This is a genomic window from uncultured Roseobacter sp. (genome assembly GCF_947496515.1).
In the GTDB taxonomy this organism is placed as follows: domain Bacteria; phylum Pseudomonadota; class Alphaproteobacteria; order Rhodobacterales; family Rhodobacteraceae; genus Roseobacter.
The window spans coordinates 714670-735377 of sequence record NZ_CANMDB010000002.1 but is presented as its reverse complement, the minus strand read 5'-3'; the positions used below and the strand labels follow the sequence as shown (position 1 = coordinate 735377).

Below are 20708 nucleotides of genomic sequence, written 5' to 3'. Positions count from 1 at the left end.
TTTGGTCGCTTGTTTGCCATGGTATTCCTCCGTTTTCCTAAACATAGCGGAGGACCACTCCAGTGGGGGAGGATCAATATGGAATATGGCCGCGTCCTCAGCGAATGCTGTCTCATAAACAAGAGAACGCATAACGGTATATGCGCGCCCGGGACTCCCTTCGACGTCACATAGAATAAGTTGGTATTGACGGAACGCCTGGGCGTTGACTGGTGAGATGTTGTGCTCGTCTAAAAATTCCCAAAGCGCTTCAATCGTAATGTCTGGAAATATTTCGCTGGTTTTGCCTTCGGCGCGAAAAAAGCAGCAAGTCTTGTCGCCCTGATAGTCGACAATTTCTGGTATTGCCAGAACCAACTCGTCGGACTTTTCGTTGAATGCATCCACGAGCATCTGATTTAGACCATCGATCTTTTTGGGATCTTTGACCGGTGAAATGTTTTGGATGTTTGGAAACGTTTCCTGGTATGCTGTGCTCTCGTAGAGGTCCAAAAGGGATTGGCAAATCTCGGGAAGTTGGCTTGGTTGTGCCTTAATTCCAATCTTCAGAGATGTTGAACCTGTGGCGTTCTTAAAAATCTCAACGTATTCTTCTTTTACCTTACCGGTAAGACTTCTGATAATCTCGGTGTTTCCGTCGAAGTCTAAGAACGTAAGGTCGGTGGAAATTGCGACTTGTGTTCGCTTGCGGCGTGCTGTGCCAGGAGAAACCATGTCGGCGCTCTTAAGCTCGGCGGGGTCAAGGCTATTGAGAGTTACTCGCAGACCGAAGTCATACTCGTATGAGTAGTCGTTCAAATGGTGGTAGACATGTCCGAACGAGATAGCAAAGTTCCTGCCTCCTATTTCGAGAAAGACCAGCGCACCCTTCGATGCTTGATGCAGCTCTTGCTCAATGCCGAAGTATGAACGCCACCACGGCGGTCGTGGCGGCGTGTCCAGAATGAAGAGGCGGGCATTGTCCGGCAAATCTGCCGCTTCTGCTTCTTCTAGGCTGTGGTCTTGCTTCAATGAGTTTGCGTGATCGAAGCCTTCTTTGAGCAAGTAAATCGAGAAGGGTCTAATTTTTGCCATAAGAGTTCCAACAATTGATACTACTTAGACTCTACCCGTTCCAGTTGTTTCGACCAAGCGCACAAACCCCAAAGTATACCCTCGTTACGTACTTTGGCGTGAGGTTGAGTTCTACTCAACAGTCTGCAACCCATTATCCGAGCAGGGACCGATAGTGGGGCTCCGACGAATGGCGGCTGTGCGGATTGCGATCGCAGCATCACGACAGCATTCTGGAAGTCCGCTTTGGGCCGACCTTAGCGAATGAGTTTCTTTAGGGGCCTGCAGCGTGAACTTAAGAGAGAAACTATGTCTTCACTCGATGGGCCAAGTCTGCCACGGACACGCCTTTAAGCTCCTCCTCGAATAAGCGACGTGCGGCCGCCAAAGCGGCTCTAGTTGCGTCGGTTGCCACGTGTTCCAGCAGGCAAGGTGAGGAAGGCTCTGGCGCGCCGATCGCAAAGACGTTTGGTGAGCCGAGTGCGGTGTAGACTTCCAAAAGGCTGATCTCGGCCGTCGGGCGCTGTAGGTGCCATCCACCGCCGTGCCCCTTAATCGACGCCACAAGCCCATGTTTCCGCAGGCCGCCCATAGTGCGACGCACTAGAGAGGCATCCATACCAAACATCTCGCCCATGCGCTCAGACGTCACCGGCTCATCAATCTCATCGAGATGAAGCAAGATGTGCAGGACACGGGGGAGCCTGTTGTCTGTTCTCATGTGGTCAACTGTATCTCATCCTGCTTCTCGTGACAATTGTCAGCACGTGAGATTGACATTGCAAGTCACGTGACAATATAGATCACGTGACTTGATCGAACTGGAGCCTCCTTGTCCAACCCGCAATCAGACCAATGGCATGCCACTGGCGCGCAGTGGACAGCTGTCTGGGCTCTTTTGCTTGCGGCGTTCGTCACGCTGATGGACGTCACGGTGGTCAACCTCGCGGTGCCGAGTATCGCAGCTGATCTTCAGGCAACGGATGTGCAATCACAGTGGATTCTGCTGGCGTACTTGGTGCCGCTCGCATCGCTCCTTCTGCCGCTTGGCCGATTTGGTGATGCCTTGGGGCGACGCAGGCTGTTCCTGTTTGGTGTCGCGGGTTTTGCACTTGGCGGTCTGGGCGCAGGAACGGCGCAGAGTATAAACGTGCTGATTGCTGCACGCGTTCTTCAGGGTGTCGGAGCCGCGACGATGATGCCGCAGGTTCTGGCGCTTACCCAGGTGATCCTGCCATCCGACCAGCGGCGGCGCGCTGTGGGCTACTTCGGCATGGTCAGCGCGTTGGGTGCTGTTGCGGGCCCGATCATCGGCGATGCGATCCTGACAATTGATCTGTTTGGTTTGGGGTGGCGCGCAGTTTACCTGTTGGTCGTCCCGCCCTGCATTCTATCTTCGTTGATCGTGGTTTCTTTCCTGTCGCCGGATCACAGCGGCTCTTCAAAGAGGATCGATGTTCGGAATGGATTATTGGTTGCCCTCGCTGTGACAGGTCTTGTCTTCGCAGCCGTGCAGGGGCGGGCTCAGGGGTGGCCGGCATGGATTGTGGTATTGCCTCCGGCAAGCGTCCTGCTCTTGGCCTACGTTGTCTATACCCAGCGCAACAGAGTGTCCGACAAGACTGAGCCACTTCTGCCATCGGGACTGTTGAGGTCCGACCCGTTTCTGCGGCGAGCGTCCATGATCCTGTTGGTCTTTTCCGGCATTGCAGGTGTTCCCTTTCTTCTGGCGATCGCATTGCAAACCGGACCTCAACTGTCACCCGGAGAGGTGGCCATGGCGCTGGCCGCGCATCCGATCTTTGCTGTCGCCGGGGCGGCTGTCGCAGGACGGTGGAGCCCGGCAAACCCGTGGACTTTGCCGAGCATCGGCTCAATTCTGACATGCGGGGGCATCGTGCTGATCGTTATCGTATATGCGCAAACCGGCGATAACATTTCGGCACCAGTTCTGTTGATACCTCTCGCGCTGGTCGGGTGCGGCATGGGGCTGAGCAACGTCGCATTGATGTCGGGCGCACTCGCTCAAGTGCCAAACGATGTGGCCGGGGCGGCGTCGGGGATGCTTCAGACGGCGCAACAGATTGGCATTACGCTGAGCATCGCAATCGTTGGTGGCCTCTATTTCGGAAACACATCGGATGCCACCAGCGACGCCGCATCGGCAGCACTGCTCTTTCCGGGCGCAGTCTTTGCGCTGGCTAGCGTGCTGTGCGGCCTGGGGGCGATCTTTCAAGAAAAAGAAGGGGAAACATGATGCAACCAACAGCTGGACAGTCTCCGCAAGATTTCTGGGAAGGCCTCTATCGCGGTGCGGGCCGTCAGACACGAGGTCAGCCGTCCGCAATGCTCGAACGTTTCGCAACTGATCGCACGCCAGGTCGCGCACTGGATCTGGGCTGCGCCAAAGGCGATGATGCAATCTGGCTCGCGCAGCAAGATTGGGACGTCGTTGCGGTCGACATTGCGCAAGCTGCCCTGGACATCGCAGCGGCCAACGCTGCGGAATCAGGCGTGTCAGATCGGATATCCTTTGCACGCCACGATTTGGCAATGTCGTTTCCCGACGGTCGTTTCGACCTCATCTCGGCGATGTTCCTGCAAACGCCGTTCGACTTCCCGAAGCGACAGTCTTTGCGCAGGCATTTGACCAGCTTGCATCTGGCGGCATGTTGCTGATCGTCACGCATGGGTCTGCGGCCCCATGGTCATGGAATAAGGCAGATCATCGCTATCACACACTGGAAGAGGACTTGGCTGCCCTTGGATATGCAGCTTCTGACAACGAGTGGGCTTTTGTTGATGTGGTCCGACGAACAGCGCATGGGCCCAATAGGCAACCAGCGCAGGTCCTTGATAACGTTATCGCATTGGTTAGGGAGTGATAGGTGAAGCTCGCTCGACGCCTTCCGAAGAGGTCCGCTTTAGGGAAGCTGCAATGCAGCGACAGACTCCGCAGGCTGTGAGCGCAAAGGGCCAAACTAACTTGGCGGCGCGAGAAACGGCGTCAAAACGCTACCCATATGATACCCAAGGCCGAATCCTCGTCAGCCAATTAACTTCCTATGCCACCCATCCATTTGATTTCAATAGATCTAAATGGTGCCGGGGGCGGAATCGAACCACCGACACGAGGATTTTCAAGACATCAGGAGTCTGTTGTTTTCATTGGATAATTTCCACTATCTGAAAGACAAGTGGAAAAAACATTCTCGTGGATACCCCCAATTCTACCCCCAAAATTAAATGCTTAGGTTATCAACACCTTACGTCCTAGATAACGAGACAAAGTTGAGACAAAGAGGTACAATGCTACCGAAGCGCGAGCTTCATTTATCAGCTTTGCGACCAAAACCCTGAGTACTCGCAAAGCGCTCAGGGTTTTGGTTTGCTCAACAAGCAACAACCATGTTCAACACAACAAACTACAAGACCGAGAGTAAGGTCGTAGCGGTTACCAAAGAGATTGAGAAGACAATCTCCCCCGACAAGGTGACCGATATGTACGATCGCGTTCGTGACGAAGTCGCGAAATCCATCGTCCGCTCTTACACCATCGAGGACAACTCGATGAAATGTGCAGTTGTCGAATACAACGATGATATGAATACGACTACCCGCCGATACATCGCTCGCTACACCCTCAATGGCGACGAGCACTTGATTGAAGGGTCTCTCCTTAGAGAAGACTTATTTGCGAAACCCGATAGCATTATCATGCGGGTCTATGACCACTACTGCGACCGTGTAGCCAGTCAGATCATCCAACAACAACCTGAGATACATGAGCGTCTTGCTCAGTAGCTTGCTCGATAATACGAGACAAAAACGAGACAACGCCCTTTTGGGCGTTTTCTTATCACTGCTAGCGCTTTGATTTTGTTGGTGCCCGGGGGCGGAATCGAACCACCGACACGAGGATTTTCAATCCACTGCTCTACCCCTGAGCTACCCGGGCAGGGAACGCCGTTGCGTCGGCTGGGTGAGCGGGTTCTAGGGTTTTGACGCGAGGCTGTCCAGTGCCTTTTTGGGAATTGCGATCCACCGGATCGCATCAGTCGTCCCATCTGCCAAGACATCCCCAAACGACCGGTTCCGAGAGGCTCAACAGCAACAACACCGGCCCTTCGCTTCATGGGCGTGATCGCCCAAGGAAAGGGCAGTTATCAATATATTTCAGCCCATTAGACGCCTGAGCTGCGAACTGGTTGTGCGCGCAACCCGCCCCGTTATGCTTAGCACATGACGAATACGCCCAAAGCTTATGACGAAATGCAACGGCCTGATGGCTCTGTCACGTCACCCTACACCGGCTACAACGCCTGGTTCACCGCTCAGGATCCCGCCCGTCTGGAATCGAAATCACGCGAGGCGGAAGCCTTTTTTCGGCGCACGGGTATCACCTTTAACGTCTATGGCCAGTCGGAGGCGCAGGAACGGCTGATCCCGTTCGATCTGGTGCCGCGCATCCTGTCGCACCGCGAATGGACGAAACTCTCCAAGGGCATCGACCAGCGCGTGCGCGCAATCAATGCCTTTATCTGGGATATCTACAACCGGCAGGAGATCCTGCGCGCAGGACGTGTGCCAAAACACCTGATAGCCCATAACGAGGCCTTCCTGCCGCAGATGATGGGCTTTACCCCGCCCGGCAATATCTACACCCATATCGTCGGGACCGATATCGTGCGGACGGGCGCTGGCGATTTCTTCGTGCTGGAGGACAATGCGCGCACACCCTCGGGTGTCTCCTACATGCTGGAGAACCGCGAAACGATGCTGCAGATGTTCCCGGAGCTTTTCAGCAAGATCCGCGTGCAACCGGTGAGTGACTATCCCAAGAACCTGCGCCGCTCTCTGGCGGCATCGGCCCCGCCTGCCTGCACCGGCAAACCACGGGTCGCGGTGCTGACGCCGGGCATTCATAACTCCGCCTATTTCGAGCACTCGTTTCTCGCCGATCAGATGGGGGCGGAACTCGTGGAGGGACACGATCTGCGGGTGGTAGACGGCCGCATCGCCATGCGCACGACGCGCGGCTACCGGGTCATCGACGTGCTCTACCGGCGGATCGACGATGATTTCCTCGATCCGCTAAGCTTCAACCCTGACAGCATGCTGGGCGTGCCGGGGATTATGGATGTCTACCGCGCGGGTGGGATCACCATCGCCAACGCCCCCGGCGCGGGGATCGCGGATGACAAGGCGATCTATTCCTATATGCCCGAGATCGTGGAGTTCTATACCGGCGAAAAGGCTATCCTGCGCAACGTGGAAACCCACCGCTGCGCGGAGCCGGAAGCGCTGAAATACGTGCTCGACAACCTCGCCGATCTGGTGGTCAAGGAGGTGCACGGCTCGGGCGGCTACGGCATGCTGGTGGGGCCGGCGGCGAGCAAGACGGAAATTGCCGCCTTCCGCAAAAAGCTGGAAGCCAACCCCGCCAGCTACATCGCGCAGCCGACGCTGTCGCTCTCCACCGTGCCGATCTTCGTGGACCGGGGACTTGCGCCACGGCACGTGGACTTGCGGCCCTTCGTGCTGGTCTCACCAGACGGGGTCAATATCACGCCCGGCGGGCTGACCCGCGTGGCGCTGACCGAAGGCTCGCTGGTGGTGAACTCCAGCCAGGGCGGCGGGACCAAAGACACCTGGGTGCTGGAGGACTGAGATGCTGGGAAAAACCGCAGGCGGCCTCTACTGGATGTTCCGGTTTCTGGAGCGGAGTGAAAATACAGCGCGATTGCTGGAGGCGGGGTTCCGCATGGCGCTGACACGGTCGTCGGACGCGGAATCCGAATGGCGCTCGGTGCTGACGACCTCCGGGTCGCGGACCCTGTACGACGAAAAATACGACACCTACACGGACACACAGGTGATGGACTGGTTGCTGCGCGACGGCGACAATCCCTCCAGTGTGGTCTCGGTGATGAAGGCCGCGCGGGACAATGCGCGGCTGGTGCGCACGGCGCTGACCACCGAGGTTTGGGAAGCGGTGAACGATACGTGGATGACACTGTCGGACCTGCTCAAGGCGCCGGTGAGCCCGGTGGAACTGCCCGGCGTGCTTGCCACCATCCGAAAACAGAGCGCGCTGGTGCGCGGTGCGCTTCACGGCACCATGCTGCGTAACGACATCTACGATTTCGCCCGCATCGGGACCTTTATCGAGCGTGCGGACAACACGGCCCGCATCATCGACGTGAAATACTACACGCTGCTGCCGTCGGCCTCTGCCGTGGGCTCGTCGCTGGACAATGTCCAGTGGGAGATGATCCTGCGCTCCGTCTCTGCGCATCGCTGCTTTCGCTGGCTGGACGAGCAGGACATGACCGCGACGGCCATCGCGGATTTTCTCATCTTTGACCGGCGCCTGCCCCGGTCGCTCGCCTTTTGTGTCAAACAGACTACCGAAAACCTGCGCTATCTCGAAGAGGAATACGAGACCCGCCACCCCTGTCACGACCTGGCGGACAAACTGCGCGGACGCCTCAAATCGCTCGACATCACGACGGTCTTCGAACAGGGGCTGCATGAGGTAATCACCGAATTCATTCGCGACAACAACACGCTCGGCGCGCAGATAGAAAACGACTTCCGCTTCATCGGATAAGGCAGGTTTGTCATGTTGCTCACCATCAATCACACCACACGCTACGACTATGACGCACCGGTCGATTACGCGCTGCAACAGTTGCGGCTGACACCGCCGACGCTGGCCCAGCAGGATGTGCGCCGTTGGGAGCTGACAGTCGAGGGCGGCAAGATCGAAACCCAGTACCGCGATCACAATGGCGCGCAGGTGCATCTGGTCAGTGTCGAACCCGGCACACAGCAGGTCAGCATCACCGCCGCAGGCGAGGTAGAAACCGTCGACACCGCCGGCGTGCTGGGCAAGATCTACGGTCCCGGTCCGCTGTGGTTTTACCGCAAGTCCACACCGTCGACGCAGGCCGGTGAGGGGATCAGGGCGCTGGCAGCGCCGCTCGCCGATGCGCCCGACATGCTCTCGGCGCTGCATGCGCTCTCTGCCTCGATCCTGATTGCAGCGCCCTACAAGATCGGGGAGACCTATGCAGAAACCACTGCGGAGGCTGCGTTGATGGGGGGCAGTGGTGTTTGTCAGGACCACGCACAGATGTTCGTGGCGGCAGCCCGGGTAGCGGGCCTGCCCGCGCGCTACGTATCGGGCTATCTGATGATGGATGACCGCGTGGATCAGGACGCGAGCCATGCGTGGGCCGAGGCGCATCTGGACGATCTGGGCTGGGTGGGCTTCGACGTCTCCAACGGCATCAGTCCGGATGCGCGCTACGTTCGGCTGGCGCACGGGCTCGATTACCGGCAGGCGGCCCCTATTTCCGGGCTGCGACAGGGAAGTTCCGACGAAACGATGATTGTATCGTTGCAGATACAGCAGTAAGCCTGCCGCCGACCCAAGGACAGAAACCGGAACGATCATCAAATGACTTATTGCGTCGGCCTGCGCCTTGATCAGGGGCTTGTCTTTATGTCCGATACCCGCACCAACGCGGGCGTCGACAATTTTGCGCAGACGCGCAAGATGTTTCACTGGCAGGTTCCGGGTGAGCGGTTGATCACCCTGATGACCGCCGGAAACCTCGCCACGACCCAAGCGCTCGTCAGCCTCATCGAAGAGCGCGTGAAAGCGGTGGGAGAGCGCGATCCCTCGATCCTGCACGCGCCCTCGATGTTTCAGGTGGCGCGTCTGGTCGGTGCTACGCTGAAGGAGGTGATTGCCGACAGCGCACCCGCCGGGCAAAGCGGCGATGGTGCGTTTCAGGCGACGGTTATCGTGGGGGGTCAGATCAAGGGCAGCCCTGCCACGATGTTCCTGATCTACCCGGAAGGCAACTTCATCGAGGTGACAGAGGAGACACCCTTCTTTCAGATCGGCGAGACGAAATACGGGCGGCCCATTCTGGTGCGCGCCTATGCGCCGCATATGCCCTTTGAGGAGGCAGTAAAGCTGTTGCTTGTGTCCTTTGATTCGACCGTGCGGTCCAATCTGTCGGTGGCGCCACCGTTCGATCTGATGGTCTATGAGACCAACAGCTTTGTCCCCCGGCTCGACCGTCGCATTGAACAGGACGACCCGGTGTACCAGAGCATCTCCGCCGGATGGGGTGACGCCCTGCGCGCGGCCTTCGACCAGCTGCCAACCTTCGATTTGTAGCCATCAACGTGTCCGGGCTGTGGGGCGTACAGCTGCCTTTTTGCGAAGCACTGACGATCTCCACGGGTTGCGCGGCTTACGTTGCCTGAAAAAGAGGGCGCTCGTTGATGCCTTGGCGTGACCCGCGTTTGTCCATATGCGGCCCGCTAGGACGAGGCCGATGGTCCGTCAATGCGCACGGTCGGGTGGTTGAGCCTTACGCGCGGCCTCTTCCAGTGCATCTTCGAGGGTCTCGGCGTCTTCGGGATCGCGCGACGGCACGGCGTAGCTGCCGTTCAGCCAGCGGGCCAGATCGCGGTCGGCGCACCGTTTGGAGCAGAAAGGCCGCGTCTGGCGCGCGGTCTCCGCGCCGCAGATCGGACAGCTCATCCCAGCACCTCCGTCAGTGGCAGCCGCGCCCGTTTGCGCTGAAGCTCGAAGTGGCCCAGCGGCGTCCAGCCGACCAGCGCCGTGTCGATGTCATCGCCCCGGAAGCTGTGCCGCAGCGCTGTCTCGAACCCGCGACGCTCCTTTTTCGGCATGGGCGCCAGATCCAGGACGATCTGCCCGCCCAGACCGCGCAGGCGCAGCGCCCGGGGCAGTGCCTCGGCACAGGCAAGGTTGGCCTTGATCCCGGCGGCGAGGGAGGCATCGGTACCGGTATTCACATCGACAGCGACCAACGCGCGCGTCGGCTCCACAAAAAACCCCGCGCCACCGACCAGCGGCACCTCGGCGCGGCGCACCCGGTCCAACGCGTCCAGTACGCCGTGGTCGGCAAAACACCCGTTGTTTCGGACAACCTCCGCCGGGTCCGTCCAATCGCGCCAGGCGAGCGTGTGGGGCCCGTCCCCCTCGACCAACAGATCCATCTTGTCGGCGTCATCGGCAGCAATCTGGGTGGCGAGATCCAGCATTTGCGCGATGTCCTCGCCGATGGCATCTTCGTCCGCCCCCATACAGGAGGACCGCAGGATCAGCCCCGGTTCAGCGTCGCCCATGATATCATGAGCGATCTCCAGCAGCCGGTCGCGCTCGGCTTCATCCTTGATGCTGCGGCTGATGTTCCGGCCCGGCGCGTCGGGTGTGACGATGGCGTAGCGACTTTTGAAGAGCAGCTTCTGCGTGACGGGCAAGGCCTTGCCGGGCTCAGCGTAGCCGGTGACCTGCACCAGCAGATGCTGACCGGGCGACAAGCCTTTGACCTGACGCAGAAAGGCCGCGCCATCGGGTGTCTTGAGAAACATGCCACCCTGCCCCTTCACGGGCCTGTCGGCCACCGCGCGGTAGACCGTGCCCGGGCGCGGCAGATCGGCGTCGATCAGCAGATCTTCCAACTGGCCATCGACCATGAGCGCGGCGGCCTCGCGGCCGTCCAGATGGTCGAGCAGGATGCTGCGTCCCTTCATGATGCGTCTTTGAAGATCGGCACCCCGGCTGCGCGCAACAGCCCGGCTGTCTCTGTCAGGGGCAGACCGACGATGCCGGTGAAAGACCCGCTGATCCATGGGATAAGCGCACCGGCCGGCCCCTGGATGCCGTAGCCACCCGCCTTGCCCTGCCAGTCGCCGGTGCTCAGATAACCTTGCAGTTCCTCGTCTGAGATGGATTTCATACGCACCGTGCTCACGACATCCCGCTCCCAGATTTCCGCGCCGCGCCGCACGGCCACAGCCGTGATAACCCGGTGGCGCCGCCCCGAAAGCAACCGCAGGAACGCAGCCGCTTCGGCAGCGTCGGCCGGTTTGCCGAGGATCCGGCGCCCGAGACCCACGGTCGTATCGGCACAGAGCACCACATCCGATGGGCCCGCCTCAATCGCCGCCAGCTTGCCACGAGTGATCCGGCGGCAGTAGGGACGTGGCAACTCGCCGGGCAGCGGGTCTTCGTTGATATCGGGCGCGCGGATTGTGTCCGGCACAATGCCGATTTGCGCCAGCAATTCCTTGCGGCGCGGCGACCCGGACCCCAGAATAAACAATGGCTTACTTGAAGCGGTAGTTGATCCGACCCTTTGTCAGATCATAAGGCGTCATCTCTACCTGAACCTTGTCACCCGCCAGAACGCGGATGCGGTTCTTGCGCATTTTTCCTGCCGTATGTGCGATGATCTCATGGCCGTTTTCCAGCTCGACCCGAAACGTCGCATTTGGCAGGAGCTCCTTTACGACACCGGGAAATTCGAGCGTATCTTCCTTGGCCATGGTTTCTCCTTCGTTGCGTGCCGCCATTGCGCGGACGCCGCTTAAATGCGCGCATTCGCAGCCGTTTTCAAGGGGGATTCAGCGTAAAGAGACAATTGCTGGCGCCCCGTCGCGGCCTGTCTGCTCGTCCCAATGTGTGCGGTTCAGCACGACGCCATCGGTGCGCACATGGGCGATACGCGCCAGATCCACCTCGGCGTAGGTCCAGCCGGGCGCACCCAGCACCCCCTCTGCCAAGACGCCGGTGGCCGGGAACCCCGTATCGGGCGGGCCAAAAACCCCCCCCGCGCCGGTGGTGATATCAACCGCTTCGGACCAGTCCGCCCGCCCCGTCAGTGACGCCATCACCGTCACGCACTGATTTTCCAGTGCGCGCGCCATGGCACCGATCCGCACGCGCCAATAGCCCGAGAGCGCCTCGGTGCAGGACGGCACGAGGATCATGTCACACGCGCTCAGCGCGCGGCCCAGCAGAGGATACTCCGCGTCATAGCAGATCAGCACGCCAATCCGCCCCAGAGCCGTGTCAAATATCTGCAGAGGGTCGCCCCCCCGTACACGCCAGACATCCCTTTCGAACCGCGTCATGATTTGTTTGTCCTGCACCCCGACAGCGCCACCCGGCGCAAAGAGCCGCGCGCGGTTCACGGGCCGCGCCTCTGTCGCGGCAGGCCCGGAGGCTGCGAGGATATGGAGGTCGTGAGCGTCGGCCAGACGCCGGTGGAGCGCGTCTGCCTCCTCCAGCCGGTCCGAGACGGCGTGGAGCGACTGCTCAAGATCTCCTGCAACCTGCAAACCGGCCAGTGTGGCCAGTTCCATGGCGCCGTATTCGGGAAAGGCCGCCAGGTGCGCGCCCTGCCCCGCCGCCTCCGCAACCCAGCCGCTCAGCTTGTCCTCATACTGCGACCAGGAGCTCAGCACATCCAGAGGGTAGGCAGCGGTCGCGACGATCATGACGTATCCTTGGTTGGGGTGCCACCGCAGGCTCCGCCAATTGGGCGAGCGGTGCAAGAGGTCACCTGTCATTTCAGGTTTTTGAAATTCGGGTGGTATCATCCCCTGATTTTCTTGACGCGCGCCCCATTTTTCTGAAGCTGGTCGAAAACACAAGAGAAGGACCGTTGATGATCAAGGGGATCACCTTGCGCGGGCTTGAAGTCTTCGAGACGTTGGCGCGCAACGGGTCGGTGGCGCAGACATCCGCACAGCTTGGCCTCAGCCAGCCCGCCATCAGCCAACAGATGCGCAACCTCGAAAGCGCGCTGAATGCCGAGTTGATTGACCACAGCCGCAGGCCGATGCAACTGACCCCTGCGGGCACACATTTCCTGCGCCGGGCGGAGGCCGCACTGGCCGAACTGCGGCTGGCACAGAGCGAGATGACCGTGATGGATCTGGCGCATGTCGAGGCGCTTTCCATCGGGATCATCGATGACTTCGACGACAGCCTGACGCCGCGACTTGCCACGATGCTCGCCGACAGTCTGACGGGCTGCCGCTTCCGGATGATCACCGCCTCCAGCAACGATCTGTTGCAGGCGATGACTGACAGGCAGCTGCATCTGGCGATCTCAGCGACGACGGGTGCACCGCTGGACGGGGCGGTGGCGCATCCGCTGGCGCGCGACCCGTTTCTACTGGTGGCGCCGCGGGACATGACGGTAACCCCGGGTGCCCTGCCAGACCCGGGCGGCCTGCCTTACCTGCGCTATGACGCAGGGCAGCTCATCCAGTCACAGATCGATGCCCAAAGAGGCGCCGCACTGGCTCCCTATCCCGCACGGTTTGAAATCGGCAGCCATCTGGCGCTGATGGCGATGGTTGCGCGGGGCATCGGCTGGACCATTACGACGCCGTTGGGGTACATGCGCGCGCACCGGTTCCATGACGCGCTTGCGGGCCATGCCCTGCCGGGCGATGCCTTCAGCCGGCAGATTGTGCTGCTGGCCAGCGCAGACTGGGCGGGCGATGTCCCCAGCAATGTGGCGCGCACCATGCGGCGGCTTCTCCAGACCCATATGGTTGACCCCGCGCTGGCGGCCCTACCCTTTCTTGCCGGTCAGCTGCAGGTGTCAGAGCCCCTTTGACAGTTGGCCCGCATGGGGTCACAAATCATCCCGAGGCGAACGGGGGAGCCATGAAAAAAATCGTCATTCTGACCGGCGCGGGTATCTCCGCCGAAAGCGGGCTGGGCACCTTCCGGGCCGAAGGGGGGCTTTGGGCGCAGCACCGCATCGAGGATGTCGCCACGCCCGAAGGTTTTGCCCGCGATCCCAAGCTGGTGGTGGATTTCTACAACGCCCGACGTGCGCAGGCGGCAGAGGCCACGGCAAACGCGGGGCACAGGGCGCTCGCCGATTTGGAGAGCAAGTTCTATGGTGAGGTCGTGGTCATCACCCAGAATGTGGACGACCTGCACGAGCGGGCGGGCAGCCGGAAGGTAATGCACATGCACGGGTCGCTGACATCAGCGCTCTGTGCGGCCTGCGATCACCGGTGGGAGGCGCCGCTTGTCATGGCGCCCGGCGATGCCTGTCCCTCCTGTGGCGCGCCCGCGGCCCGGCCCGATATCGTCTGGTTCGGGGAGATGCCCTACGAGATGGATGAGATTTTTGAGCATCTGGCCACGGCAGACATCTTCGCCAGCATCGGCACCTCGGGCAATGTCTATCCTGCGGCGGGATTCGTAGCAGAGGCGCGGCGAGCGGGCGCGCGTACCATCGAATTCAATCTCGAACGCTCGGACGTCGGCAGCCAGTTCGACGAGATCGTGCTTGGCTCGGCTTCTGAGACCCTGCCCAAGTGGGTCGATCAGCTTCTGGCAGACCAAACGTAAAAACCCCGCCCGGATGGGCAGGGTTCGTCACGTCCGATATATCGCGGATCAGCTCAGCGCGTCTGCCGTGTCCGAGGATTTGGCGATGGCCTTCTTGACCTTCAGCGCGTTCGGCGACAGCTCGCTGTCTTTGGCTTTTGCCAGGAACTTGTCCAGCCCGCCACGGTGATCCACCGTCCGCAGAGCGGCGGCGGAGATGCGGAACTTGAACGAGCGGCCCAGTGCTTCGGACTGCAGCGACACATCGTTCAGGTTCGGCAGGAAACGCCGACGGGTCTTGTTGTTGGCGTGGCTGACGTTATTGCCCGTCATCGGGCCTTTTCCGGTCAATTCGCAAACGCGCGACATGGGTTTATCCTTTATCTGGGTACCGCACCGGCGCTCCGGCGGGCAACAACAGGGGACGGCCTGCGCCGCGCCCCGAAAATTGGTTCGCTGGCTTTAGTTGGAATCGCCCGGGCGGTCAACCCGGAGCACCCGATTTCCCGGATTTCATTCCGTCTGCCCGTCCAGTTCCGCCAGAAACGCGGCCGCGGCGGCGGCGGGTGCTGTCTCGCCGCTCGCCACAGCCTCGCCCAGACGGCTCAGCTTGCGCTTTGCTGCGGGCGTCTCCAGCTTTGAGAGCAGCGCGTTGCGGATCTCTTCGCGCAGCCAGTAGAGCGCCTGATCCGCCCGCACGCGGGCCCAGATCTCTCCGGCCTTGCGCCAATCCGCCAGTGCAGTCATCTCCTGCCAGACCTCGTCCAGTCCCGTGCCTTCCATGGCGGAGACCATCATCGCCTTGGGAAACCCCTCCGGGTCCTGGGGCCGTTTGCGCAGCAAGCGCAGCGCACCGGCGTAATCTGCACAGGTGCGCGTGGCGGCAGATCGCAGATCGCCGTCGGCCTTGTTGATGACGATAATATCCGCGATCTCCATGATCCCGCGCTTGACGCCCTGCAGCTCGTCCCCGCCCGCTGGCGCCAACAGCAGCAAAAAGAGATCCGACATATGCGACACCACCGTCTCGGACTGTCCGACACCGACCGTCTCGATCAGCACCACGTCGAAGCCCGCAGCCTCGCAGAGCGCCACCGCCTCACGCGACCGGCGCGCGACACCGCCCAGATGCGTCTGACTGGGCGAGGGGCGGATGAAGGCCTGCGGCGTGCGCGCCAGCCGGTCCATCCGTGTCTTGTCCCCCAGGATCGAGCCGCCCGACCGGGTCGAGGACGGATCAACCGCCAGCACCGCCACCTTCAGGCCCTGCTCCACCAGCATCATGCCAAAGCTCTCCACGAACGTGGATTTGCCCACGCCCGGCGTGCCCGATAGCCCGACGCGCAGCGCCTCGCGCCCCTTGGGCAAGGCGTCCAGCAGGGCGGCGGCCTGATCGCGGTGATCGGCGCGCGCGCTTTCCACCAGCGTGATCGCACGCGCCAAGGCACGGCGTTCACCGTCCGCGACACGGCGGGCCAGATCGGCGATATCCATGCGGCGCACTCCCCTCTCTCTCGCTCTTGGTTGTCCGGCAGGCCCGCGCAAATGTCCAGTGCTTGGCGGCTCCCGCCGTTTTCGCTACACCCGGGGCCATGCACCCTTCCCTGCCCATCGACGCCGTGCTGCCGCAGGCCATCGCCCACCTGCGCGAAACAGGCCGACTGGTCCTGCAGGCGCCGCCCGGTGCGGGCAAGACGACCCGCGTGCCGCTCGCCATGCTGGAGGCGGCGCTGACACCCGGCAAGATCCTCATGCTGGAGCCACGCCGTCTGGCCGCCCGCGCCGCCGCCGAGCGGATGGCGGCAACGCTGGGTGAACCGGTTGGCAAGCGCGTGGGCTACCGGATCCGCGGCGCGTCGAAAACCAGCGCCGCGACCCGCATCGAGGTCGTCACCGAAGGCATCCTGACGCGGCTCATTCAGTCGCAGCCCGATCTGCCGGGCGTGGGTGCGATCCTCTTTGACGAATTCCACGAACGTTCGCTCAACGCCGATCTGGGGCTGGCACTTGCGCTCGAGGTGGCGGGGGCGCTGCGCGACGACCTGTTGCTGGTGTCCATGTCGGCAACGCTCGATGCAGGCCCGGTCGCGGATTTGATGCAGGCACCGGTGCTGACATCCGAGGGCCGCAGCTATGAGGTGACACCGCACTGGCTGCCGCGCCCGGTACCAAAGACCCAAGCGCTGGAACGGGCGGTCGCGGACCTGACCCTGCAGGCGCTGGCCCAAGCGCCCGGCAGCGCATTGGTCTTTCTGCCCGGCGAGGCCGAAATTCGCCGGACCGAGGCCGCGCTGCGCCCGCATCTGCCACCGGAGGTGACCGTGCACCGGCTCTATGGAGCCATGCCCTTTGCGGATCAGCGCGCGGCTATCGAACCTGTCCGCGCGGGCCGCAAGGTGGTGCTGGCCACGGCCATCGCCGAAACCTCGCTGACAATCGAAGGGATCAGCATCGTCGTTGACGCAGGCCGCGCCCGCCGGGCGGAGTTCGACCCCTCCAGCGGAATGTCCCGGCTCATCACCACCGTGGTCAGCCGCGCCGAGGCCAAGCAGCGCGCGGGCCGCGCCGGGCGCATCGAGAGCGGTGCATGCTACAAGCTGTGGACCCGCGGGGAGGACGGCGCCTTGCCATCCCATCCCCCCGCCGAGATCGACGTCGGCGATCTGACAGGGCTGGCGCTGGAGCTTGCGCTCTGGGGGGCACCGGCAGACGCCCTGCCCTTCGTTACACCGCCCCATGCAGGAAGGCTGCGCGAGGCCGAGGATGTGCTGCGAATGCTGGGCGCAGTTGCACCGGATGGCCGGATCACCGAGCACGGCAAGCGGCTCGCCGCCCTGCCGCTGCATCCGCGACTGGCCCATATGGTGGTGTCCGGTGGGCAGGGCGCGCCTTTGCTGGCCGCCCTTTTGTCGGAACGCGACATCCTGCGCGGCGCGCCTGCTGATCTGAGCCTGCGTCTGGCCGCCGCCCGCGACCCCGGCGCCTTTGAGCGCGCGTATGGGCTGGCACCGCACCGCCCGAAGCTGGCCCGGATCCGCGAGGATGCCAAACGGCTTGTGCGCCTGTCCCGCGGCGACGGACCGGATGACCCGAGCATTCTGGCAGCACTCGCCTACCCTGACCGGATCGGTGCCCGCCGTCCGGGCGAAGCGGCCCGTTTCCTGCTCTCCGGTGGCAAGGGGGCGGTATTGCCGCAGGCGGACACGCTCGCGAGCGCGCCCCTGCTGGTGGCCACCGATCTCGACGGTGACCCGCGCGAGGCGCGCATCCGTCAGGCGATCGCCCTGTCGCAGTCGGATCTGCGCGCCACCTTTCCGGAGCAGATTGCCTGGCACGATATCTGTGAGTGGTCCCGGCGCGAAGGCCGTGTCCACGCCCGGCGTCAGGAACGTTTCGGCGGGCTGGTGCTGGAGGATCGCATCTGGTCGGACGCCCCCGCCGACGATGTGGCCCGCGCCATGCTGGATGGCGTGCGTCAGCTGGGGCTCCTGCCTGGCAAGCCTGCCGCGCTCTTTCTGGCCCGCGCGCGGCTGATGCAGGCGGTGGACGCAACCTTCCCCGACTTCACCGAAGACCGGTTGATGCAGACCCTCGACGAGTGGTTGCTGCCGCATCTGACGGGCGTGAAGACCGCCGATGACTGGAAACGGTTCGACCTCTTGCCCGCCCTGCGGGCCCGGCTGAGCTGGGATCAGACGCAGGCGCTGGACCAGGCCGCACCGGCGCATTTCGTCACGCCGTTGGGTCGGAAGGTCCCCATTGACTACACGACCGGTCAGCCGCGTATCGCCCTGCGCCTGCAAGAGCTCTTCGGTGTCACGGCGCATCCGCGCGTCACTGGCATCCCCTTGCAGTTAACACTGCTGTCGCCTGCACAGCGGCCCTTGCAGGTGACCGAAGATCTGCCGGGTTTCTGGGCCTCTTCCTATGCGGACGTACGCAAGGACATGCGCGGCCGCTACCCGCGCCACCCCTGGCCCGAAGACCCGACCCTGGCCGACCCGACGCTCCGCGCCAAACCGAGAAAGGCCTGATATGTCCCGCGACCCCATCGAGGAAATGACCAGCGGCGACTGGTATAATGCACTGACACCTGCTTATGACGCGCTGCGCATGGCCGCGCGTCAGGCTGTTCATGCCCATAACACCACGCGGCCCGATGCGCGGAGCGGCATAGCCCCGGAACTTGCCGCGCTCCTGAAATCGGTGGGCCAGCAATGCCTGATCGAGGCGCCATTTCATTGCTCATATGGCTGCAATACGGTGCTGGAGGACGGTGTCTTTATCAATGCCGGTGCCGTCATTCTTGACAGCGGTCCGGTCAGCATCGGCGCGCGGAGCATGCTCGGCCCCAACGTGCATCTCTACTGCGCCGATCATCACCGCGACGTGGCGAAACGGCGCGCGGGCATCGAACGCGGACTGCCCATTACCATCGGCCCGGATGTCTGGATCGGCGGCGGGGTGATCGTGTTGCCGGGTGTCACAATCGGCGCGGGGGCGATTGTCGGTGCAGGCTCCGTCGTCACGCGGGATGTGGTGGCTGGCGCGCGTGTGGCAGGTAATCCCGCGCACGAGATCTGAGCCGCGCAAAAGACACATCGTTTGTGATCCTGTTTACAGAAAATTCGAACTTTGCTCCTAGGCTGGCGTCAATAAGACGACCCTTGAGTTATCCCCAGATCCAGCGAGTTGAAATCTCGGGGAAATTTGGTGTATTGATGAAATTCCAGGCAAAAGGCGTATTGCGCTTCTCATGATCGCATATATGAAATCACACTTTGACGATGCACTCCGGCTGTTTCTCGGCCCGGTGCGCGAACGTCAAGTGGCTGCCGTGTGCCTGCGCCGGACGTCTGAGGGTGACGAGGTCCTTCTGGTGACGAGCCGTGGGACGGGCCGGTGGATCGTGCCGAAGGGTTGGCCCATCAAAGGGCTCAGCGATGCGGAAGCAGCCTTGCAGGAAGCCTGGGAAGAGGCTGGCGTGCGCGCAGCCTCTGTAGAAGAGGACCCTATCGGCTCTTACGACTACGAAAAACGGCGCAAACAGGGTGAGATCACACCCGTTCAGGCAAAGGTTTATCTGGCCAAGGTGGAAAGCCTGGCGGATAGCTACCCGGAAGATCACCAGCGCAGTCGCCGGTGGTTCAGCCCCGCAGAGGCTGCCAGCCGCGTTCAGGAACCCCAGTTGCAGGCGCTGTTGCGCGCGCTGTGATAGTCGAGACATTCCGTTCACGGCCACCTTCGCGGAAAACCTTCAATTTCCGCGAAGACGTCCGAAGGCTTGGCCCGAAAAGTGCCTGTTGGAAAATCCGATCAGAGGATCGGTCAAACCGCCAACGCAGTGATGTGAGACGCGCTGACAGTTCAGCATCGACTTGAATGACGCAACCGATCTTGGCCGACACCTGTGGTGGTCCGTGCTGCAGTCTTTTCAATGCAGCAAGCGACCAGCAGGTTTCAACGATCACTGTGGCGCTGGTCTGGCCCTGACTGGTAGGGCAGGCAAACCGGGCGGCAGACGCCGCACCGGTTAGACTTCGAGGCACCAGCGCAGGATCGCCTTTTGCGCGTGCAAGCGGTTCTCGGCCTCATCGAAGATCACGGAATGCGGGCCATCCATGACTGCCGATGTAGCCTCGTCATCGCGGTGCGCGGGCAAACAATGCATGAAGAGCGCGTCCGGTTTTGCCTTTGACATCAAGGCCTCGTCGACCCGGTAGGGGCGCAACTGGTTGTGCCGCCGCTCCCGCGCCGACTGCGCGTCGTGCATCGACACCCAGGTATCCGTGACCACCAGATCAGCGCCGGCAACCGCCTTGGCCGGATCCCTCTCGATCACGATATCAGAGCCACGGGCACGGGCAAACTCGACGAACTCCTGCTCGGGATCGAGGGTCGGCGGCCCGGCAAAAGTCATGTCAAAACCGAACTGACCCGCCGCGTGCAGAAAGGATGCGCAGACATTGTTGCCGTCGCCGCACCAGACGACCTTTCTGTCGCGGATCGGCCCGCGATGTTCCTCAAAGGTCATGACATCGGCCATGATCTGGCAAGGGTGCGTGCGGTCGGTCAGCCCATTGATCACCGGAACCGTCGCGAACTCCGCCATCTCGGTCAGCACGGCCTCGTCAAAGGTACGGATCATGATGAGATCCACGTAGCGGCTCAGCACCCGGGCGGTGTCGGCAATGGTCTCGCCGTGCCCCAACTGCATGTCCGAGCCCGACAGAACCATGGTCTGCCCCCCCATCTGCCGGACCCCAAGATCGAAGGAGACGCGCGTGCGGGTCGAGGGTTTTTCGAATATCAGCGCGACCATGCGGTCTTTGAGCGGCAGATCATCGTCACTGGCGCCGCGGGGCCTGCCCAGCCTGGCCTCCTTCATCTGTGCGGCGCTGTCGATGATCTGGCGAAGATGGCCGGGATCGGTCAGGTGGATATCAAGAAAATGGTTCAT

The 20708-nt window shown here is 61.8% G+C and carries 22 protein-coding genes and 1 tRNA gene; 12 read left to right on the top strand and 11 right to left on the bottom strand.

The genetic code is table 11. From position 1 onward, the window contains the following. Both Q1A53_RS07160 and Q1A53_RS07155 read right to left on the bottom strand, forming a co-directional pair. A partial coding sequence (locus Q1A53_RS07160) for a DUF6119 family protein (protein WP_299964417.1) occupies positions 1 to 1074 on the bottom strand: 1074 nt, incomplete at its 3' end. 286 nt (positions 1075 to 1360) lie between these two features. Continuing rightward, positions 1361 to 1774, bottom strand: a complete 414-nt coding sequence (locus Q1A53_RS07155) for an Rrf2 family transcriptional regulator (RefSeq protein WP_299964414.1) — start codon at positions 1772 to 1774, stop codon at positions 1361 to 1363. A gap of 111 nt (positions 1775 to 1885) precedes the next feature. On the opposite strand from Q1A53_RS07155, the gene Q1A53_RS07150 reads away from it, so the two are divergent. From Q1A53_RS07150 to Q1A53_RS07140, 3 genes are all read left to right on the top strand, one after another. Next, positions 1886 to 3310, top strand: coding sequence for an MFS transporter (locus Q1A53_RS07150; protein ID WP_299964412.1), 1425 nt, complete (start codon positions 1886 to 1888; stop codon positions 3308 to 3310). Then, positions 3307 to 3732 carry a methyltransferase domain-containing protein gene (locus Q1A53_RS07145; RefSeq protein WP_299964410.1) on the top strand — a complete coding sequence of 142 codons (426 nt, stop codon included), beginning with the start codon at positions 3307 to 3309 and terminating at the stop codon, positions 3730 to 3732. The genes Q1A53_RS07150 and Q1A53_RS07145 overlap by 4 nt, the downstream gene beginning before the upstream one ends. A gap of 729 nt (positions 3733 to 4461) precedes the next feature. Beyond that, positions 4462 to 4857, top strand: coding sequence for a hypothetical protein (locus Q1A53_RS07140; protein WP_299964408.1), 396 nt, complete (start codon positions 4462 to 4464; stop codon positions 4855 to 4857). 79 nt (positions 4858 to 4936) lie between these two features. Here the strand turns inward: Q1A53_RS07140 and Q1A53_RS07135 are convergent. Next, positions 4937 to 5011: transfer RNA gene (locus Q1A53_RS07135), tRNA-Phe, on the bottom strand. Between the two features lie 314 nt (positions 5012 to 5325). Here Q1A53_RS07135 and Q1A53_RS07130 point away from each other — a divergent pair. From Q1A53_RS07130 to Q1A53_RS07115, 4 genes are read left to right on the top strand one after another with little or no spacing between them, the layout of a single operon-like run. Continuing rightward, positions 5326 to 6723 (top strand): circularly permuted type 2 ATP-grasp protein, encoded by a 1398-nt coding sequence (locus tag Q1A53_RS07130; RefSeq protein ID WP_299964406.1) that lies wholly within the window; start codon positions 5326 to 5328, stop codon positions 6721 to 6723. Between the two features lies 1 nt (position 6724). Further along, on the top strand, positions 6725 to 7666 hold the full coding sequence (locus tag Q1A53_RS07125) for an alpha-E domain-containing protein (protein WP_299964403.1): 942 nt from the start codon (positions 6725 to 6727) through the stop codon (positions 7664 to 7666). A 12-nt stretch (positions 7667 to 7678) separates the two neighbouring features. Beyond that, positions 7679 to 8476 carry a transglutaminase family protein gene (locus Q1A53_RS07120; RefSeq protein WP_299964400.1) on the top strand — a complete coding sequence of 266 codons (798 nt, stop codon included), beginning with the start codon at positions 7679 to 7681 and terminating at the stop codon, positions 8474 to 8476. A gap of 42 nt (positions 8477 to 8518) precedes the next feature. Beyond that, positions 8519 to 9250: a proteasome-type protease gene (locus tag Q1A53_RS07115; protein WP_299964397.1), complete on the top strand. Its 732-nt coding sequence runs from the start codon at positions 8519 to 8521 to the stop codon at positions 9248 to 9250. Positions 9251 to 9418: 168 nt separating this feature from the next. Here the strand turns inward: Q1A53_RS07115 and yacG are convergent, their stop codons facing one another. The 5 genes from yacG to Q1A53_RS07090 all read right to left on the bottom strand — a co-directional run bounded on the left by yacG (position 9419) and on the right by Q1A53_RS07090 (position 12387). Then, on the bottom strand, positions 9419 to 9619 hold the full coding sequence (yacG, locus tag Q1A53_RS07110) for a DNA gyrase inhibitor YacG (RefSeq protein WP_299964395.1): 201 nt from the start codon (positions 9617 to 9619) through the stop codon (positions 9419 to 9421). Continuing rightward, entirely contained in the window at positions 9616 to 10638 is a 1023-nt protein-coding gene (locus Q1A53_RS07105) for a ribonuclease E/G (protein ID WP_299964392.1), read from the bottom strand. The genes yacG and Q1A53_RS07105 overlap by 4 nt, the downstream gene beginning before the upstream one ends. Further along, positions 10635 to 11210 carry a nucleoside triphosphate pyrophosphatase gene (locus tag Q1A53_RS07100; RefSeq protein ID WP_299964390.1) on the bottom strand — a complete coding sequence of 192 codons (576 nt, stop codon included), beginning with the start codon at positions 11208 to 11210 and terminating at the stop codon, positions 10635 to 10637. Before Q1A53_RS07100 ends, Q1A53_RS07105 begins: the two co-directional genes overlap by 4 nt. A gap of 4 nt (positions 11211 to 11214) precedes the next feature. Next, positions 11215 to 11433, bottom strand: coding sequence for a translation initiation factor IF-1 (gene infA / locus Q1A53_RS07095; protein WP_005978431.1), 219 nt, complete (start codon positions 11431 to 11433; stop codon positions 11215 to 11217). Positions 11434 to 11511: 78 nt separating this feature from the next. Continuing rightward, positions 11512 to 12387, bottom strand: coding sequence for a carbon-nitrogen hydrolase family protein (locus tag Q1A53_RS07090; protein WP_299964388.1), 876 nt, complete (start codon positions 12385 to 12387; stop codon positions 11512 to 11514). Between the two features lie 167 nt (positions 12388 to 12554). On the opposite strand from Q1A53_RS07090, the gene Q1A53_RS07085 reads away from it, so the two are divergent. Together Q1A53_RS07085 and Q1A53_RS07080 are read left to right on the top strand one after the other, a co-directional pair. Then, a complete protein-coding gene (locus tag Q1A53_RS07085) occupies positions 12555 to 13520 on the top strand; it encodes a LysR family transcriptional regulator (RefSeq protein WP_299964492.1) in 966 nt (321 codons plus the stop codon). 50 nt (positions 13521 to 13570) lie between these two features. Continuing rightward, positions 13571 to 14269: an NAD-dependent deacylase gene (locus tag Q1A53_RS07080; protein WP_299964385.1), complete on the top strand. Its 699-nt coding sequence runs from the start codon at positions 13571 to 13573 to the stop codon at positions 14267 to 14269. 48 nt (positions 14270 to 14317) lie between these two features. On the opposite strand, the gene rpmB is transcribed toward Q1A53_RS07080, so the two are convergent. Together rpmB and meaB are read right to left on the bottom strand one after the other, a co-directional pair. Continuing rightward, positions 14318 to 14617, bottom strand: coding sequence for a 50S ribosomal protein L28 (gene rpmB, locus Q1A53_RS07075; RefSeq protein WP_299964382.1), 300 nt, complete (start codon positions 14615 to 14617; stop codon positions 14318 to 14320). 144 nt (positions 14618 to 14761) lie between these two features. Continuing rightward, on the bottom strand, positions 14762 to 15742 hold the full coding sequence (gene meaB, locus Q1A53_RS07070; protein WP_299964379.1) for a methylmalonyl Co-A mutase-associated GTPase MeaB: 981 nt from the start codon (positions 15740 to 15742) through the stop codon (positions 14762 to 14764). A 98-nt stretch (positions 15743 to 15840) separates the two neighbouring features. Between meaB and hrpB the strand changes: the two genes are divergently transcribed. From hrpB to Q1A53_RS07055, 3 genes are all read left to right on the top strand, one after another. Next, on the top strand, positions 15841 to 18282 hold the full coding sequence (gene hrpB, locus Q1A53_RS07065; RefSeq protein ID WP_299964376.1) for an ATP-dependent helicase HrpB: 2442 nt from the start codon (positions 15841 to 15843) through the stop codon (positions 18280 to 18282). A gap of 1 nt (position 18283) precedes the next feature. Further along, the gene (locus Q1A53_RS07060; RefSeq protein WP_299964374.1) at positions 18284 to 18832 is read left to right on the top strand and encodes a sugar O-acetyltransferase; all 549 of its coding nucleotides are present in this window, start codon (positions 18284 to 18286) and stop codon (positions 18830 to 18832) included. Positions 18833 to 19016: 184 nt separating this feature from the next. Beyond that, entirely contained in the window at positions 19017 to 19463 is a 447-nt protein-coding gene (locus Q1A53_RS07055) for an NUDIX hydrolase (protein ID WP_299964371.1), read from the top strand. A gap of 318 nt (positions 19464 to 19781) precedes the next feature. Here Q1A53_RS07055 and argF read toward each other — a convergent pair whose 3' ends face one another. Beyond that, entirely contained in the window at positions 19782 to 20708 is a 927-nt protein-coding gene (argF, locus tag Q1A53_RS07050; protein WP_299964368.1) for an ornithine carbamoyltransferase, read from the bottom strand.

Coding starts and splice junctions, on each gene's coding strand:
- Q1A53_RS07155 (WP_299964414.1), bottom strand. CDS start 1,774: ATGAGAACAGACAACAGGCTCCCCCGTGTCCTGCACATCTTGCTTCAT.
- Q1A53_RS07145 (WP_299964410.1), top strand. CDS start 3,307: ATGATGCAACCAACAGCTGGACAGTCTCCGCAAGATTTCTGGGAAGGC.
- Q1A53_RS07140 (WP_299964408.1), top strand. CDS start 4,462: ATGTTCAACACAACAAACTACAAGACCGAGAGTAAGGTCGTAGCGGTT.
- Q1A53_RS07130 (WP_299964406.1), top strand. CDS start 5,326: ATGCAACGGCCTGATGGCTCTGTCACGTCACCCTACACCGGCTACAAC.
- Q1A53_RS07125 (WP_299964403.1), top strand. CDS start 6,725: ATGCTGGGAAAAACCGCAGGCGGCCTCTACTGGATGTTCCGGTTTCTG.
- Q1A53_RS07120 (WP_299964400.1), top strand. CDS start 7,679: ATGTTGCTCACCATCAATCACACCACACGCTACGACTATGACGCACCG.
- Q1A53_RS07115 (WP_299964397.1), top strand. CDS start 8,519: ATGACTTATTGCGTCGGCCTGCGCCTTGATCAGGGGCTTGTCTTTATG.
- yacG (WP_299964395.1), bottom strand. CDS start 9,619: ATGAGCTGTCCGATCTGCGGCGCGGAGACCGCGCGCCAGACGCGGCCT.
- Q1A53_RS07105 (WP_299964392.1), bottom strand. CDS start 10,638: ATGAAGGGACGCAGCATCCTGCTCGACCATCTGGACGGCCGCGAGGCC.
- infA (WP_005978431.1), bottom strand. CDS start 11,433: ATGGCCAAGGAAGATACGCTCGAATTTCCCGGTGTCGTAAAGGAGCTC.
- Q1A53_RS07090 (WP_299964388.1), bottom strand. CDS start 12,387: ATGATCGTCGCGACCGCTGCCTACCCTCTGGATGTGCTGAGCTCCTGG.
- Q1A53_RS07080 (WP_299964385.1), top strand. CDS start 13,571: ATGAAAAAAATCGTCATTCTGACCGGCGCGGGTATCTCCGCCGAAAGC.
- rpmB (WP_299964382.1), bottom strand. CDS start 14,617: ATGTCGCGCGTTTGCGAATTGACCGGAAAAGGCCCGATGACGGGCAAT.
- meaB (WP_299964379.1), bottom strand. CDS start 15,742: ATGGATATCGCCGATCTGGCCCGCCGTGTCGCGGACGGTGAACGCCGT.
- hrpB (WP_299964376.1), top strand. CDS start 15,841: ATGCACCCTTCCCTGCCCATCGACGCCGTGCTGCCGCAGGCCATCGCC.
- Q1A53_RS07060 (WP_299964374.1), top strand. CDS start 18,284: ATGTCCCGCGACCCCATCGAGGAAATGACCAGCGGCGACTGGTATAAT.
- Q1A53_RS07055 (WP_299964371.1), top strand. CDS start 19,017: ATGAAATCACACTTTGACGATGCACTCCGGCTGTTTCTCGGCCCGGTG.
- argF (WP_299964368.1), bottom strand. CDS start 20,708: ATGAACCATTTTCTTGATATCCACCTGACCGATCCCGGCCATCTTCGC.